General features: G+C 60.5%; 15 protein-coding genes. 5 read left to right on the forward strand and 10 right to left on the reverse strand.

The features are described from left to right. Positions 1–195: 195 nt before the first annotated feature. Together ACZ445_RS04095 and ACZ445_RS04100 are read left to right on the forward strand one after the other, a co-directional pair. Positions 196–876, forward strand: a complete 681-nt coding sequence (locus ACZ445_RS04095) for a Fe2+-dependent dioxygenase (RefSeq protein ID WP_058423043.1) — start codon at positions 196–198, stop codon at positions 874–876. Between the two features lies 1 nt (position 877). Next, positions 878–1,627: a tetratricopeptide repeat protein gene (locus ACZ445_RS04100; RefSeq protein ID WP_464704794.1), complete on the forward strand. Its 750-nt coding sequence runs from the start codon at positions 878–880 to the stop codon at positions 1,625–1,627. Between the two features lie 70 nt (positions 1,628–1,697). Here ACZ445_RS04100 and ACZ445_RS04105 read toward each other — a convergent pair whose 3' ends face one another. The 5 genes from ACZ445_RS04105 to ACZ445_RS04125 form a co-directional block, all read right to left on the reverse strand. Then, complete coding sequence (locus ACZ445_RS04105; protein WP_025856258.1) at positions 1,698–2,861, reverse strand: type III PLP-dependent enzyme; 1,164 nt, start codon at positions 2,859–2,861, stop codon at positions 1,698–1,700. 477 nt (positions 2,862–3,338) lie between these two features. Next, positions 3,339–4,496: an osmoprotectant ABC transporter ATP-binding protein OsmV gene (locus tag ACZ445_RS04110; protein ID WP_058423041.1), complete on the reverse strand. Its 1,158-nt coding sequence runs from the start codon at positions 4,494–4,496 to the stop codon at positions 3,339–3,341. Further along, on the reverse strand, positions 4,493–5,146 hold the full coding sequence (locus tag ACZ445_RS04115; protein ID WP_058423040.1) for an ABC transporter permease: 654 nt from the start codon (positions 5,144–5,146) through the stop codon (positions 4,493–4,495). Before ACZ445_RS04115 ends, ACZ445_RS04110 begins: the two co-directional genes overlap by 4 nt. An 11-nt stretch (positions 5,147–5,157) precedes the next feature. Further along, positions 5,158–6,054, reverse strand: coding sequence for a glycine betaine ABC transporter substrate-binding protein (locus tag ACZ445_RS04120; RefSeq protein WP_058423039.1), 897 nt, complete (start codon positions 6,052–6,054; stop codon positions 5,158–5,160). Between the two features lie 9 nt (positions 6,055–6,063). Beyond that, the gene (locus ACZ445_RS04125; protein WP_033903365.1) at positions 6,064–6,780 is read right to left on the reverse strand and encodes an ABC transporter permease; all 717 of its coding nucleotides are present in this window, start codon (positions 6,778–6,780) and stop codon (positions 6,064–6,066) included. Positions 6,781–7,111: 331 nt separating this feature from the next. Here ACZ445_RS04125 and ACZ445_RS04130 point away from each other — a divergent pair, with 331 nt between their 5' ends. From ACZ445_RS04130 to ACZ445_RS04140, 3 genes are all read left to right on the forward strand, one after another. Further along, positions 7,112–8,695 (forward strand): peptide chain release factor 3, encoded by a 1,584-nt coding sequence (locus ACZ445_RS04130; RefSeq protein ID WP_071494175.1) that lies wholly within the window; start codon positions 7,112–7,114, stop codon positions 8,693–8,695. A 163-nt stretch (positions 8,696–8,858) separates the two neighbouring features. Continuing rightward, positions 8,859–9,104 (forward strand): hypothetical protein, encoded by a 246-nt coding sequence (locus ACZ445_RS04135; RefSeq protein ID WP_058423037.1) that lies wholly within the window; start codon positions 8,859–8,861, stop codon positions 9,102–9,104. A gap of 97 nt (positions 9,105–9,201) precedes the next feature. Continuing rightward, positions 9,202–9,465, forward strand: coding sequence for a hypothetical protein (locus ACZ445_RS04140; protein WP_058423036.1), 264 nt, complete (start codon positions 9,202–9,204; stop codon positions 9,463–9,465). A gap of 104 nt (positions 9,466–9,569) precedes the next feature. On the opposite strand, the gene ACZ445_RS04145 is transcribed toward ACZ445_RS04140, so the two are convergent. The 5 genes from ACZ445_RS04145 to ACZ445_RS04165 all read right to left on the reverse strand — a co-directional run bounded on the left by ACZ445_RS04145 (position 9,570) and on the right by ACZ445_RS04165 (position 15,124). Beyond that, a complete protein-coding gene (locus ACZ445_RS04145) occupies positions 9,570–10,541 on the reverse strand; it encodes a peptide ABC transporter ATP-binding protein (protein WP_025856265.1) in 972 nt (323 codons plus the stop codon). Then, positions 10,541–11,509 carry an ABC transporter ATP-binding protein gene (locus ACZ445_RS04150; RefSeq protein WP_058423035.1) on the reverse strand — a complete coding sequence of 323 codons (969 nt, stop codon included), beginning with the start codon at positions 11,507–11,509 and terminating at the stop codon, positions 10,541–10,543. The genes ACZ445_RS04145 and ACZ445_RS04150 overlap by 1 nt, the downstream gene beginning before the upstream one ends. A gap of 10 nt (positions 11,510–11,519) precedes the next feature. Further along, the gene (locus tag ACZ445_RS04155) at positions 11,520–12,431 is read right to left on the reverse strand and encodes an ABC transporter permease subunit (protein WP_010213191.1); all 912 of its coding nucleotides are present in this window, start codon (positions 12,429–12,431) and stop codon (positions 11,520–11,522) included. A gap of 10 nt (positions 12,432–12,441) precedes the next feature. Further along, entirely contained in the window at positions 12,442–13,452 is a 1,011-nt protein-coding gene (locus tag ACZ445_RS04160; RefSeq protein ID WP_017739471.1) for an ABC transporter permease subunit, read from the reverse strand. 76 nt (positions 13,453–13,528) lie between these two features. Beyond that, complete coding sequence (locus ACZ445_RS04165; protein ID WP_058423034.1) at positions 13,529–15,124, reverse strand: ABC transporter substrate-binding protein; 1,596 nt, start codon at positions 15,122–15,124, stop codon at positions 13,529–13,531. Positions 15,125–15,151: the final 27 nt, after the last annotated feature.

Here is a 15,151-nt window from a genome sequence, read left to right on the forward strand (position 1 = left end):
TTTCCCCAAGGATGTGAGGCCGCGGAATATAGGGCGAACAAGACTTTCTATCAATTGCGATACATTGCTAATTGCGCTGAATTTACATTCTTTACACTTATGGCTTACGGTTTTTACGAACTCGTTCGTCCAGCGTTTTACAGAGTGGATAAGAATCAATACCATTGGCTCCTCCCCGTTTTCAGGTACTGCCCCATGCTGCTGCACATCCCCGGCCTGTTCTCTCGTGAGGAGGTGCAGCGCATTCGCCAAGCCTTGGAAAACGCCGATTGGGCCGACGGTAAAATCACCGCCGGGCACCAGTCCGCCAAGGCCAAGCACAACCTGCAATTGCCAGAGGGTCACCCGCTGGCCAAGGAAATTGGCGCGGCGATGCTTGAACGGCTGTGGCAGAACCCGTTGTTTATGTCAGCGGCGTTACCGCACAAAGTGTTTCCGCCGCTGCTCAATTGCTACACGGCGGGTGGCAGTTTCGACTTTCATATCGACAACGCCGTGCGCCAACCCAAGGGCAGCCACGAGCGGGTGCGCACCGACCTGTCATCGACGCTGTTCTTCAGCGACCCGGACGAATACGACGGCGGCGAACTGGAAATCCAGGACACCTTCGGCCTGCAGCGCGTGAAGCTGCCGGCCGGCGACATGGTGCTGTACCCCGGCTCCAGCCTGCACAAAGTCAACGCCGTGACCCGTGGCGCACGCTATGCCTCGTTCTTCTGGACCCAGAGCCTGGTACGTGAAGACAGCCAGCGCACCCTGCTGTTTGAAATGGACGGTGCGATCCAGCAACTGACCGCCGATGTGCCTGACCACCCCGCGCTGATTCAACTCACCGGTACGTATCACAACCTGCTGCGCCGCTGGGTCGAGGTCTGACATGGGCTTTTTATTACGCCGGGAAGAAGTGCTCAACGTCGAGCAACTGCAAGCGATGCTCGACGATTCCCCCGTGCGCGCTGCTCAGGCAATCCTGATGGCGGCGAAGGAAGGAGTGGTCGATGCCCAGGCGTTGCTCGGGCAAATCCTGCTCGAAGGGCGTGGCATCGCACGCGATGAGACACTGGCCTTGCGCTGGTTCCAGATCGCTGCGCACAGCGGGCATTTGATGGCCCGCAACATGGTTGGGCGTTGCCGCGAGCATGGCTGGGGATGTGATGTCGATGAGGCGGCGGCGGCGCGGGAATACCGGGTGGCAGCCGAGGCAGGGTTGGATTGGGGTCATTACAACTACGCCAATCTGCTGGCCACGGGGCGCGGCGTTGCCGAGGACCAACCACAAGCATTGGCCTGTTATCGCCACGCGGCCGAACAGGGGCATGCCAAGTCGATGAACCTGCTGGGGCGTTATCTGGAGGATGGCCGGTTCTGCCCACAGGACCTGGACGCCGCCGTCGACTGGTATCGACGCTCAGCCGAGGCCGGTGATTTTCGCGGGCAGTTCAGCTATGCGGCGGTGCTGGCCGACAGAGGTCAGATCGACGCGGCGCTGGAGTGGTTGCGCAAGGCGTTGGCGGGCGGGAACCTGAAGTTCTTGCGGGTGGCGCACAAGGCCCTGGTAGCGGCGAATGATCCGCAGATCCGGGCGATGGCCGATGCCTATAAACAACGTGCCATCAGCCTTTCTTGAGGCGTAAAAAAGCCCATGACACGTCACGGGCTTTTTCTTGCAGCTTGCGGCTGAAAACTAACGACTGCCCTTAGACATAGAACGATTTCAGTGGCGGAAAGCCATTGAACTCAACCGCGCTGTAGCTGGTGGTGTACGCACCGGTCGACAGCCAGTACAAGCGGTCACCAATCGCCAGGTTCAGCGGCAGGCCGTACTTGTAGTTCTCGTACATGATATCCGCGCTGTCGCAGGTGGGGCCGGCGATGACCACTTCTTCCATCTCGCCTTTCTTCTCGGTCCAGATCGGGAACTTGATGGCTTCGTCCATGGTTTCGATCAGGCCGGAGAACTTGCCCACGTCCGTGTACACCCAACGCTCGACGGCGGTACGGGATTTACGGGCAACCAATACCACTTCACTGACCAGGATACCGGCGTTGGCGATCAACGAACGGCCCGGCTCCAGGATGATTTCCGGCAAGTCGTCGCCGAAGTCTTCCTTGAGGAAGCGGATGATTTCTTCGGCGTAGGTTTCCAGGCTGTTGGTGCGGGTGATGTAGTTGGCCGGGAAGCCGCCGCCCATGTTGATCAGCTTCAGGTGAATACCGTCTTCTTCTTTCAGGCGTTCGAAGATCACTTTGACCTTGGCGATCGCCGCGTCCCACACGCTGATGTCGCGCTGCTGTGAACCCACGTGGAACGAGATGCCGTATGGCACCAGGCCCAGGTCACGGGCGAGGATCAGCAGGTCCATGGCCATGTCGGTCTGGCAGCCGAATTTGCGCGACAGCGGCCAGTCAGCCGTGGTCGAGCCTTCGGTGAGAATACGCACATACACTTTCGAACCCGGTGCGGCCTTGGCGATGTTGCGCAGGTCGGCTTCGGAGTCGGTGGAGAACAGGCGCACGCCTTTCTCGTAGAAGTAGCGGATGTCCTTGGACTTCTTGATGGTGTTGCCGTAGCTGATACGGTCAGGGCTGACGCCACGGCCCAGTACCTTGTCCAGCTCGTAGATCGAGGCGATGTCGAAGCTCGAGCCCTTGTCCTTGAGCAGGTCGATGATCTCGACGGCCGGGTTGGCCTTGACGGCGTAATAGACCTTGGCGAATTCGAAACCGGCGCGCAGGTCATCGTAGGCCTGGCTGATCATCGCGGTGTCGATCACCACGAACGGGGTTTCTTGCTTGTCGGCGAACGCCTTCATTTTGTCAAAAGTGGCGCGCGCGAAATAATCTTCGACGTTGATCGACATGCTGGGAACTCCTAAGGGCAAACTGTAGTAATCAATGGGTGCAACTGAACGTCCTCCGTATCCCCACTTTGGTTCGCCTACTTCCCAAGGCATGTCGCCGAAAGCAAAAAGGCCATGGGATCAACCGCTTCCCTTGGCCTTGCTGTCTCGTCGTCAGTACTTGAGCCGGATGGATCGTTTCCAGCATGGACGTTCGGCGCGAACTTTAGGACGTGAGGGGCCATAGATCAACTAAAAATGTCGCGTTTTTGCACGCGCTCGTCGCACAGCCGCGTGCAGCTACTTATGTAACCGACCGGTGTGACGGAATGATGTTCCCCGGATAGGGCAAATTGGCGGGATTTCCCTGACACACCAGAGGGCAAATGTGGGAGGGGGCTTGCCCCCGATGTCGGAGTGTCAGCCATACATACGCTGACTGACACCCTGCTATCGGGGGCAAGGCCCCTCCCACATTTTTAACCGAGCAGCGTCAGATCAAGCCAACGCGGTTTCAGCCGGCGAGACGATACTGGTCTTGCCCCCACGGGACTTACCAGAACTCAAGTACTCGGCAATCGACTCCTGGGTCACTTCCCCCAGGAACACCCGCTCCGCGTCCATTACCGGCAACCACGAGCGATTGAACTCGTACATGCGCGACAGCAGGATGCGCAAATGCTCGTCGTACGCCGCCGTGGCGTTGAACTCGCGCAGGTACTGGCCGCACGTACCGGTCTGACGGTGCAGGTCGCGACGGCGTACATAACCCAGCGCCTTGTTCTCGGAGCAGGTGACCACCACATAGCGGCGGTCATGCTCATCCATCAGCTCCAGGGCATCGGCCACCGGCGTTTCCGGGCTCACCGACGGCGCGTTGTCCGCCGCGTCTTCGGCCTTCACCAGCAGCAGACGCTTGAGGGTGCTGTCCTGGCCCACGAAGTTGCTGACGAACTCGTCGGCCGGGTGTGCCAGCAGCGTGTCCGGGTGGTCGATCTGCAGCAGCTTGCCAGCGCGGAAGATGGCGATCTTGTCACCCAGCTTGATGGCCTCGTCGATGTCGTGGCTGACCATGATCACGGTCTTGTTCAGCGCGCGCTGCATCTCGAAGAACTCGTTCTGGATCATCTCGCGGTTGATCGGGTCGACTGCGCCGAACGGTTCATCCATCAGCAGCAGCGGCGCATCGGCCGCCAGTGCGCGGATTACGCCGATGCGCTGTTGCTGGCCACCCGACAGCTCACGCGGATAGCGATGCAGGTACTGCTTGGGCTCCAGCTTGATCATGCTCATCAATTCGCGGGCACGGTCGTGGCATTTCTGCTTGTCCCAGCCGAGCAATTTCGGCACGACCACGATGTTTTCCTCGATGGTCATGTTGGGAAACAGGCCGATCTGCTGGATCACATAGCCGATGTTGCGGCGCAGGGTCACTTCGTCGAGGTCGGTGGTGTCTTCGCCGTTGATCAGGATCTTGCCCGAGGTAGGCTTGATCAGGCGGTTGATCATTTTCAGCGTGGTGCTTTTGCCGCAACCCGAGGGGCCGAGGAATACGCAAATCTCACCTTCGTTGACGGTCAGGCTTACATCGTTCACGGCCGTTACAGTCTTGCCGTTGCTTTGGAAGGTCTTGGACAGGTTTTGAAGTTCGATCATTTGAGCAGTCCTTTTGGAGTCAGCGAGCGTTGCAGCCATTGCAGTAGCAGGTCGGCGAAGATGGCCAGGAGACTGACCAGCACGGCGCCGACGATCAGCATCGACATGTCGCTGCGGCTGATGGAAGCCAGAATAAGTACACCCAGGCCACCGGCGCCGATGGTGGCGGCGATGGTCATCACACCAATGTTCATCACCACGGCGGTGCGCACACCGGCGAGGATCACCGGCACGGCGATGGGCAGTTCGACCATGCGCAGGCGCTGGCCGAAGGTCATGCCGATGCCTTTGGCGGCTTCGCGAATACCCGGTTCCACGCCAGTGAGGGCGAGGTAGGTGTTACGCATGATCGGCAACAGGGAGTAGAGGAACACGGCGGTGATCGCCGGCATCGGCCCCAGGCCCTGGCCGAATTTGGAGTAGAACGGCAGCAGTAGGCCGAACAGGGCGATGGACGGTACGGTCAGCAATACCGTGGCGCTGGCTTGCAGCGGGCCTGCAAGCGTCGGGAAACGCGTCATCAGGATGCCCAGGGGCACGCCGATCAGGATTGCAAGGATCACGGCGATGCCGACCAGGGTAATGTGCTGCCCGGTCAGGTGCAGGACTTGGGCCCAATCAAGATGGGAAAAGGCGTTCAGGAATTCCATGTCTTCTCCTCTTATTGATTGATCGGATGCTGGCGCAGGAAATCGGCGGCAACAGCGGAAGGGCTTTCATGGTCGACGTCGACGCGCGCGTTCAGTTGGCGCATGGTTTCGTCGTCGAACAGGTCAGCCAACGGTTTGAGTTCAGATGCGAGGGTTGGGTGCTGGTCGAGGTATTCCTGGCGGACCACCGGCGCGGCGGTGTAGTCCGGGAAGTAGTGCTTGTCGTCTTCCAGCAGCTTGAGCTTGAAGGCGTTCAGGCGACCGTCGGTGGTGTAGACCAAACCGGCAAACACCTGGCCATTACGCAACGCGGTATAGACCAGGCCAGCGTCCATCTGCCGGGTGTTCTTGCGGGTCAGGTTCATGTCGTACAGCTTGACCATGCCGGCCAGGCCGTCGGAACGGTTGGCGAACTCGGTGTCCAGGGCGACCAGGCGGTTGCTCTTGGCGTCTTGCGCCACGGCCTTGGTCAGGTCGCTGATCGTGCTGATCTCGGGATGCTCAGCGGCAACTTTCTCTGGCAGCGCCAGGGCGTAGGTGTTGCTGAAGCGCGACGGGGAGAGCCAGACCAGGCCCTTTTTCGCGTCGAGTTCTTTCACCCGTGCGTAGGACTGTTCGCTGTCGAGCTTCTCGTCGACATGGTTGTAGGCCACCAGCGACACGCCGGTGTACTCCCAGATCAGGTCCAGTTGCCCGCTTTCCTGGGCGCTGCGCGCCAGGTTGCTACCCAATCCGCCGGTCACGCGGGTGTCATAGCCCTTGGTGCGCAGGTACTGGGAAGTGATTTCGGCGAGCAGGGTCTGTTCGGTGAACACCCGGGCGCCGATGCGGATTACCGGTTTTTCGGCGGCTTGCGCAATGCCTGTAAAGAGCAGGACGCAGCTCACTATCAATGTCAGTTTTTTCATGTCGGTTCCTTAAGACGCACGCAACCCGCGTTCCAGCCAGAGGCGGCTGGCCAGGGTCACCAGACCGTCGAGCAACAACGCCAACAGCGCGGTGCACGCAGCGCCGAGCAGCAATTGCGGCTGATTGTTCAGGGCGATGCCGGGGAAGATCAGGCTGCCCAGGCTGTTGGCACCGATCAGGAACGCCAGCGGCGCGGTGCCGACATTGATCGCCAGGGCCACACGCACACCGCCAATGATGATTGGCACGGCGTTGGGCAATTCCACGCGAAACAGCACTTGGCGCGGCGTCATGCCGATGCCGGTGGCGGCTTCTTTCAGGGAACCCTGGACGTTTTTCAGGCCTTCGTAGGTGTTGCGCACGATGGGCAGGAGGGAGGCGAGGAACAGCGCGAAGATGGCCGGGCCGCTGCCGATGCCAAGAACGCCGAGGGCGATGGCCAGTACGGCCAGGGGAGGGACGGTGTTGCCGATGTTGAAGATCTGCATGAAGCGTTCTGCGCGCCCGACCATGTGCGGTCGGCTGAGCAGGATGCCGGCGGGGATACCCACAACGAGGGCGGCCAGCATGGAGACAAGAACGAGGATCAGGTGAGCTTGCAGGTAAAACAACAAATCGTCGCGGTACAGTTCGATCGTGTTGATGCCGATCCAGTGGACCAGCAGGGCCAGGAGCGCGACGACAACCGCACCTCCTATCAGCCCTTTGCCATAGCGAATAGCCACAGGCGGACTCCTTTTTTCTTTTGTCGGCGAACACATTTCCGAGCGGCAATGCCATTCCTGGCTGCCTCTGAATGTGGTCGCGAAATGCAGCTCGTCGATACCGGCAACGCGGTAAAAATCCGAGCCATGAGCGCAGCCTCGTCAGGCTAACTTGCTGATTTATCAGCCCCTGTTCCGAGTGCGGTAGCAGGGGAGTGGACGTCTCGACCTTTTAAAAGGTTCCACACTTGGCAGCATTTAGCCACCCCCAATCGGGTGAACGGTGGTCCGGCACCTGGGGTTTGCGCTATACTCGCCGCCCTTTTTTGACTCACCTGCCAGGCGATTTCCCATGACCCACCAGGCCGCCGAAGTCGCGAAACGCCGCACTTTCGCCATTATTTCCCACCCCGATGCCGGTAAAACCACCATCACCGAGAAGCTCTTGCTGATGGGCAAGGCAATCGCAGTGGCCGGCACGGTGAAATCCCGCAAATCCGACCGCCATGCCACCTCCGACTGGATGGAAATGGAAAAACAACGGGGTATCTCGATTACCACGTCGGTCATGCAGTTCCCGTATCGCGACCACATGGTCAACCTGCTCGATACCCCGGGCCACGAAGACTTCTCTGAAGACACCTACCGCACCCTGACCGCGGTGGACTCGGCGTTGATGGTCCTCGACGGCGGTAAAGGCGTCGAGCCACGTACCATCGCCCTGATGGACGTGTGCCGTCTGCGTGACACGCCCATCGTCAGCTTCATCAACAAACTCGACCGCGATATCCGCGACCCCATCGAGCTGCTGGATGAAATCGAAGCCGTCCTGAAGATCAAGGCTGCGCCGATCACCTGGCCGATCGGTTGCTACCGCGACTTCAAGGGCGTGTACCACCTGGCCGACGACTACATCATTGTCTACACCGCCGGCCACGGTCACGAGCGCACCGAAACCAAGATCATCGAGAAACTCGACTCGGACGAAGCCCGCGCCCACCTGGGTGACGAGTACGACCGTTTTGTCGACCAGCTCGAACTGGTGCAGGGCGCCTGCCACGAGTTCAACCAGCAGGAATTCCTCGACGGCCAACTGACCCCGGTGTTTTTCGGGACCGCCCTGGGCAACTTCGGTGTCGACCACGTACTCGACGCGGTCGTCGACTGGGCGCCGCGCCCACTGGCACGGGTGGCCAACGAGCGCACCGTGGAGCCAGTAGAAGAGAAGTTCTCGGGCTTCGTGTTCAAGATCCAGGCGAACATGGACCCCAAGCACCGCGACCGTATCGCCTTCATGCGCATCTGCTCCGGCAAATACGAAAAAGGCATGAAGATGCGCCACGTGCGCACCGGCAAGGACGTGCGCATCGGCGACGCCCTGACCTTCTTCTCCTCCGAGCGTGAACAGCTGGAAGAGGCGTTCGCCGGCGACATCATCGGCCTGCACAACCACGGCACCATCCAGATCGGCGACACCTTCACCGAAGGCGAAACCCTGGGCTTCACCGGCATCCCGCACTTCGCCCCGGAACTGTTCCGCCGCGTGCGCCTGCGTGACCCGCTCAAATCCAAGCAACTGCGCCAGGGCCTGCAACAACTCGCGGAAGAGGGCGCCACCCAGGTGTTCTTCCCCGAGCGCAGCAACGACATCATCCTCGGCGCCGTCGGTGTGCTGCAGTTCGATGTGGTCGCCAGCCGCTTGAAAGAGGAATACAAGGTGGAGTGCTCGTATGAGCCGATCACCGTGTACTCCGCGCGGTGGATCGAGTGCAGCGATAAGAAGAAGTTGGAAGAGTTCTCCAACAAGGCCGTGGAAAACCTCGCGGTGGATGGTGGTGGTCACTTGACCTACCTGGCGCCGACCCGAGTGAACCTGGCGCTGATGGAAGAGCGCTGGCCGGATGTGAAATTCCGCGCGACGCGTGAGCATCATTAAGGTCTGAGCGGTAAATAGAAGGGTGAAGCTGTGATGGCTTCACCCTTTTTATTGGCCAAACACACATTTTGATCTTCATCGATCAGGGCCATTGGCGAGAAACCCACATCCCGTCTAGCGTTTCAGGTATTTCACTCACCCATCGACGGAATAGGAGGCCACCGTGCGTATAACTCAACGCGCCATTCAATTGGTGCTGCTGGGGGCTTTGGGGTTGTCCGCCTCATTGACGCTTGCAGGCGCCGGAACGCCCCAATGGAAGGACACAGGCCCTGTCACCAAGAAGAAGCAGCAGGAGGTCAACTCCGGCAGTTGGCAACCCCAGGCCCAGCCTGCGCCCAAGGAGGATGCGGAAAACCCCTATAACGAAGGGGAAGACAGCGAAACCTATGATGACGGTGACACCTGATAGCTGGCGCAAACCCTCTATCACAACTAGCTTCAAGGACTGGCGACGGTAAATCGCTGTCGTACGGATTCATCTACTGACTGGACGGAAATCGACCATGAGTATTTTTCAACGAGTCGTGCTGTTGATAAAAGTGCTGGTGCTGATGTCTTTGGGTATGTCGGCTGCCTGGGCGCATAACCCGGTGCACAGCGGTCAGGCGGGCTTTTCGGCGTCGCATGACAAAGGGCTGCTGCTGGCCAAGTCGGAAGCCGAGCCGGGGGACCAGGACCAGGGCGGCAGCAAGGACGATGATGATTCCACCACAAACGAGCCAGACACCGACGACCCGGACGGCGATGAAGGCGACAGCCAAACGTAGGTCTCAGCCAAAAGAAAGCCCCTCCCACCCAGCTGATGCGCAACCGGGTGGGAAGGGCTGTGAAACTCATTACGCCGCGTACCTTAGTAGGAGCGGCGCCTGCCTCAAGCCACGAATTGCTCCGCGTAGTGGCAAGCCACCTGGCGGTTATCCAGGGCGCGCAACTGCGGCTCCTCGGTGCTGCACCGCGCCGTCGCGTACGGGCAGCGCTTGTGGAACGCGCAGCCAGGCGGCGGGTTCAGCGGGTTGGGCAACTCGCCGACGATCTTGATCTTCGGCTTGTTCGGGTCCGGGTGGATGGTCGGGGTGGCCGACAGCAGCGCCTGGGTGTACGGGTGCAGCGGGCGTGCGTAGATGTCTTCCTTGGGGCCGACTTCTACCGGGCGGCCGAGGTACATCACCATCACGTCATCGGCAACGTGCTGCACCACCGCCAGGTTGTGGGAGATGAACACGTAGGCGGTGTTGAACTCCTGCTGCAGGTCCATGAACAGGTTGAGCACCTGGGCCTGGATGGACACGTCGAGTGCCGAGGTCGGTTCATCCGCCACCAGCACTTTCGGTTGCAGCATCATTGCGCGGGCCAGGGCGATGCGCTGGCGCTGACCACCGGAGAACATGTGCGGGTAGCGCTGATAATGCTCGGGGCGCAGGCCCACTTGCTTCATCATCGCCTGCACTTTTTCGCGGCGTTCGGCGGCGGACAGGTTGGTGTTGATCAGCAGCGGCTCGCCCAGTTGATCACCGACCTTCTGGCGCGGGTTCAACGACGCGTAGGGGCTCTGGAACACCATCTGCACGTCTTTGCGCAATTGCTTGCGCTGGGCCTTGTCGGCACCGGCGACTTCCTGGCCGGCGATTTTCAAGGAGCCCGACGACGGCTCTTCAATCAGAGTGAGCGCACGGGCCAGGGTGGATTTGCCGCAACCCGACTCGCCCACGACGGCGAGGGTCTTGCCGGCTTCCAACTCGAAGGACACGCCATTGAGGGCGCGCACAGTGGCGTGGCCCTTGAACAGGCCACGGGACACTTCGTAGTGACGGGTCAGGTCGCGGGCAGTAAGAACGACGGCCATTACGCCACCTCCTGGTTCAAGGGGTAGAAGCAGCGCGCAAGGCTGTTGGTTTTCGGATCAAGGCCGGGACGCTGGGCGCGGCAGCTTTCCTGCACATACGGACAGCGTGGTGACAGCAGGCAGCCCTGCGGGCGGTCATAGCGACCGGGCACGATACCCGGCAACGTAGCCAGGCGCGTAGCGCCCAGGCTGTGCTCCGGAATCGCTTTGAGCAGGGCTTCGCTGTACGGGTGCGCCGGAATGTCGAACAACTGCGGCACCTGGCCGACTTCCACGGCTTGGCCGGCATACATCACGCACACGCGCTGGGCGGTTTCCGCCACGACAGCGAGGTCGTGAGTGATCAGCACCAGGCCCATGTTCTGTTCTTTCTGCAGGGCCAGCAGCAGGTCCATGATCTGCGCCTGGATGGTCACGTCCAACGCCGTGGTCGGTTCGTCCGCGATCAGCAGTTTCGGCTCGCCGGCAATCGCCATGGCGATGGCCACACGCTGGCTCATACCGCCGGACAGTTGGTGCGGGTACGCATCCATACGGCTGGCAGCGCCCGGGATTTCAACCTTTTCCAACAGCTCGATGGCGCGTTTGCGCGCTTGCTTGCCGGACATTTTCAGGTGCAGGCGCAGCACTTCTTCAATCTGGAAACCCACGGTGTAGCTGGGGTTCAGCGCGGTCATCGGGTCCTGGAACACCATCGCCAGGTCTTTGCCGACGATCTGGCGGCGCTGGCGGTTGCTCAACTTGAGCATGTCCTTGCCGTCGAAGTTCAGGGCGTCGGCGGTGACGATGCCGGGGTGCTCGATGAGGCCCATCAGCGCCATCATGGTCACGGATTTACCCGAGCCCGACTCGCCAACGATGGCCAGTACTTCGCCTTTGTCGACCGAAATGTCGAGGCCATCGACCACCGGTACGGCGGTCTTGTCGCCGAAGCGCACGTTGAGATTCTTGATTTCTAACAGTGACATGGGAATCTCCTCAGGCGGCGTTCTTGAGTTTCGGGTCCAGCGCATCGCGCAGGCCGTCGCCCATCAAGTTGATTGCCAGCACGCTGAGCAAAATGGTCAAACCAGGCAGGCTCACCACCCACCAGGCGCGTTCGATGTAGTCACGGGCCGAAGCCAGCATGGTGCCCCACTCCGGGGTTGGCGGTTGTACGCCAAGGCCGAGGAAGCCGAGGGCCGCGGCATCGAGGATCGCCGAAGAGAAACTCAGGGTGGCCTGGACGATCAGCGGTGCCATGCAGTTGGGCAGCACAGTAATGAACATCAGGCGCGGCAGGCCGGCACCGGCGAGGCGCGCGGCGGTCACGTAGTCGCGGTTCAGTTCGCCCATCACCGCAGCACGGGTCAGACGCACGTAGGACGGCAGCGACACGATCGCGATGGCGATCACGGTGTTGATCAGGCCAGGGCCGAGGATTGCCACAATGGCGACGGCCAGCAGCAGCGACGGCAGGGCCAGCATGATGTCCATCAGACGCATGATGGTCGGGCCGAGCAGACGCGGGAAGAACCCGGCGAACAGACCCAGCAGGATCCCCGGAATCAGCGACATCACCACCGACGACAAACCGATCAGCAACGACAGGCGCGAGCCCTGGATCAGGCGCGACAGCAGGTCACGGCCCAGTTCGTCGGTGCCGAGCAGGAATTGCATCTGCCCACCTTCCAGCCAGGCTGGCGGGGTCAGCAGGAAGTCGCGGTATTGCTCGCTCGGGTTATGCGGCGCCACCCACGGGGCAAAGATCGCGCAGAACACGATCAGCAACATGAACAGCAGGCCGGCGACCGCGCCTTTGTTCTTGGAGAAGGCTTGCCAGAATTCTTTGTACGGAGACGGGTACAGCAGGCTTTGATCGACTGCTGACACTGGAGTAGGTGTGGTCATGGTCATGATCTCAGCGCTGGTGACGGATGCGTGGGTTGGCGAAGCCGTAGAGGATATCCACCACGAAATTCACCAGGATCACCAGGCAGGCGATCAGCAGGATGCCGTTCTGCACCACCGGGTAGTCCCGCGCGCCAATGGCTTCGATCAGCCATTTGCCGATGCCGGGCCACGAGAAGATGGTTTCGGTCAGAACCGCACCGGCCAGCAGCGTGCCGACTTGCAGGCCGACCACGGTCAGTACCGGGATCAGCGCGTTACGCAGGCCGTGCACGAACACCACGCGCGCCGGCGACAGGCCCTTGGCCTTGGCGGTACGGATGTAGTCTTCGCGCAGCACTTCGAGCATCGACGAACGGGTCATCCGCGCGATCACGGCCAGCGGAATGGTGCCGAGCACGATGGCCGGCAGGATCAGGTGGTGCAGGGCGTCGAAGAACGCGTCCGGCTCGTCAGCCAGCAGCGTGTCGATGAGCATGAAGCCGGTGCGCGGCTCGATGTCGTAGAGCAGGTCGATCCGCCCGGAAACCGGGGTCCAGCCCAGGCTGACCGAGAAGAACATGATCAGGATCAGGCCCCACCAGAAGATCGGCATCGAATATCCCGCCAGGGAGATGCCCATCACCCCATGGTCGAACAGGGATCCTCGCTTCAATGCCGCGATCACCCCGGCCAACAGGCCCAGGATGCCGGCGAACAACAGGGCGGCCATGGACAGTTCCAGGGTCGCGGGGAAGAGCGCGGTGAACTCGGTCCACACGCTGGTGCGGGTCCGCAGCGATTCGCCAAGGTCACCCTGGGCAAGCTTGCCGACGTAATCCAGGTATTGCGCATACAGCGGCTTGTTAAGGCCAAGGCGTTCCATTGCCTGTGCGTGCATCTCGGGGTCGACGCGCCGCTCGCCCATCATGACTTCGACGGGGTCGCCAGGGATCATGCGTATCAACGCAAACGTGAGCAACGTGATGCCGAAGAACGTGGGGATCAATAACCCCAGTCGGCGGGCAATAAAACTAAACATCTTGTCGTGTACCTCAATCAGCCGGTTAGGCAGGTCCGGCGCCGTCAATGTCGACGGCGCCGAGCGTTTTTCTTATTTACTTCACCTGGGTGGTGGCGAAGTTATTGGTCGTCAGAGGACTTTGGGTATAACCCTCGACGTTTTTGCGCATGGCGGTGAACATTTTCGGGTAAGCCATGGGAATCCACGGTTGGTCCTTGTCGAAAACGTCCAGTGCTTGTTCATAGAGTGCTGCGCGCTGGGTCGGTTCAGCATCAGCGCGGGCCTTGTCGATCAAGTCTTGAAACTCTTTGTTACACCAGCGGGCGTAGTTTTCGCCGTTTTTGGCCGCATCGCAACTCAGGTTCGGCGTGAGGAAGTTATCCGGGTCGCCGTTATCCCCCGCCCAGCCGGCGGACACCATGTCGTGCTCACCGTTTTTAGCACGCTTGAGCATTTCGCCCCATTCCATGACTTTGATATTCACCTTCAGGCCAATCTGCGCCAGATCCGCCTGCATGCGCTGGGCGCCGAGCATCGGGTTAGGGTTGGTCGGGCCGCCGCCGTTACGGGTGAACAGGGTGAACTCGGTGCCTTCCGGCACACCCGCTTCCTTGAGCAGGGCACGGGCCTTGTCGAGGTCGCGCGGTGGGTTTTTCAGCTTGTCGTTGAAGCCCAGCAGCGTGGGGGGAAACGGGCCGGTGGCATCGACAGCGTTGCCTTTGCCGTACAGCGATTCGTTGTAGCCTTTTTTGTCGAACGCGATGTTGATAGCGTGACGCACCCGCGCGTCGCTCATGTACTTGTGGGTGGTGTTCAGTGCGGTGTAGGCGGTCGTCATCGCCGCCAGTTCATCGACCTTCAGGTTCGGGTCTTTCTTGATGCTGGGCAGGTCATCGGGCTTGGGATATAGCGCGACTTGGCATTCGTTGGCCTTGAGCTTCTGCAGGCGCACGTTGTTATCGACCGCAATGGCCAGAATCAAGGGATCGGCCGGCGGCTTGCCACGGAAGTACTCCGGGTTGGCCTTGAAGCGCACCTGGGCATCTTTCTGGTAGCGGATGAAGATGAACGGGCCGGTACCGATCGGCTTGCTATTGAGCTCATCGGTCTTACCGGCGGCGAGCAGTTTGTCGGCGTATTCAGCGGAGTGGATGGCGGTAAACGGCATCGCGACATCGGCCAGGAACGGTGCTTCAGGGCGCGTCAGGGTGAAGACCACCGTGTGGTCATCAGTCTTCTCGACACTTTTGAGCAGTTCCTTGAAGCCCATGCTTTCGAAATAGGGGAAACCCGTGGTGGATTTGTTATGCCAAGGGTGTTTCGGGTCCAACTGGCGCTGGAAGCTCCAGAGCACGTCATCGGCATTCAAGTTACGCGTGGGTTTGAAATAGTCGGTGGTGTGGAACTTGACGTCATCGCGCAGGTGGAACGTATAGGTCAGGCCGTCGTCACTGATTTCCCAGCTCTTGGCGAGCGCGGGAACGATTTCAGTGGTGCCTGGCTTGAAGTCCACCAAACGGTTGAACATGGTTTCGGCGGCGGCATCAGCGGTCACGGCCGTGGTGTACAGGACCGGGTCGAAACCTTCCGGGCTGGCTTCGGTGCAGACCACCAGTGGTTTGGCCGAAACGCCGATGGCCACGCTCAACAGCGCGGCAGCCATGGCGGCTTGTAGTGGGAGCAATTTCATTCGGAGCCCTCTGCAATCGATGGGACC

This window comes from Pseudomonas allii (assembly GCF_055380095.1).

Bases quoted from the DNA above. Each gene is read 5' to 3' on its own strand.
- ACZ445_RS04165 (WP_058423034.1), bottom strand. From the start codon at position 15,124: ATGAAATTGCTCCCACTACAAGCCGCCATGGCTGCCGCGCTGTTGAGC.
- ACZ445_RS04140 (WP_058423036.1), top strand. From the start codon at position 9,202: ATGAGTATTTTTCAACGAGTCGTGCTGTTGATAAAAGTGCTGGTGCTG.
- ACZ445_RS04150 (WP_058423035.1), bottom strand. From the start codon at position 11,509: ATGTCACTGTTAGAAATCAAGAATCTCAACGTGCGCTTCGGCGACAAG.
- ACZ445_RS04110 (WP_058423041.1), bottom strand. From the start codon at position 4,496: ATGATCGAACTTCAAAACCTGTCCAAGACCTTCCAAAGCAACGGCAAG.
- ACZ445_RS04120 (WP_058423039.1), bottom strand. From the start codon at position 6,054: ATGAAAAAACTGACATTGATAGTGAGCTGCGTCCTGCTCTTTACAGGC.
- ACZ445_RS04145 (WP_025856265.1), bottom strand. From the start codon at position 10,541: ATGGCCGTCGTTCTTACTGCCCGCGACCTGACCCGTCACTACGAAGTG.
- ACZ445_RS04105 (WP_025856258.1), bottom strand. From the start codon at position 2,861: ATGTCGATCAACGTCGAAGATTATTTCGCGCGCGCCACTTTTGACAAA.
- ACZ445_RS04130 (WP_071494175.1), top strand. From the start codon at position 7,112: ATGACCCACCAGGCCGCCGAAGTCGCGAAACGCCGCACTTTCGCCATT.
- ACZ445_RS04115 (WP_058423040.1), bottom strand. From the start codon at position 5,146: ATGGAATTCCTGAACGCCTTTTCCCATCTTGATTGGGCCCAAGTCCTG.
- ACZ445_RS04160 (WP_017739471.1), bottom strand. From the start codon at position 13,452: ATGTTTAGTTTTATTGCCCGCCGACTGGGGTTATTGATCCCCACGTTC.
- ACZ445_RS04095 (WP_058423043.1), top strand. From the start codon at position 196: ATGCTGCTGCACATCCCCGGCCTGTTCTCTCGTGAGGAGGTGCAGCGC.
- ACZ445_RS04100 (WP_464704794.1), top strand. From the start codon at position 878: ATGGGCTTTTTATTACGCCGGGAAGAAGTGCTCAACGTCGAGCAACTG.
- ACZ445_RS04155 (WP_010213191.1), bottom strand. From the start codon at position 12,431: ATGACCACACCTACTCCAGTGTCAGCAGTCGATCAAAGCCTGCTGTAC.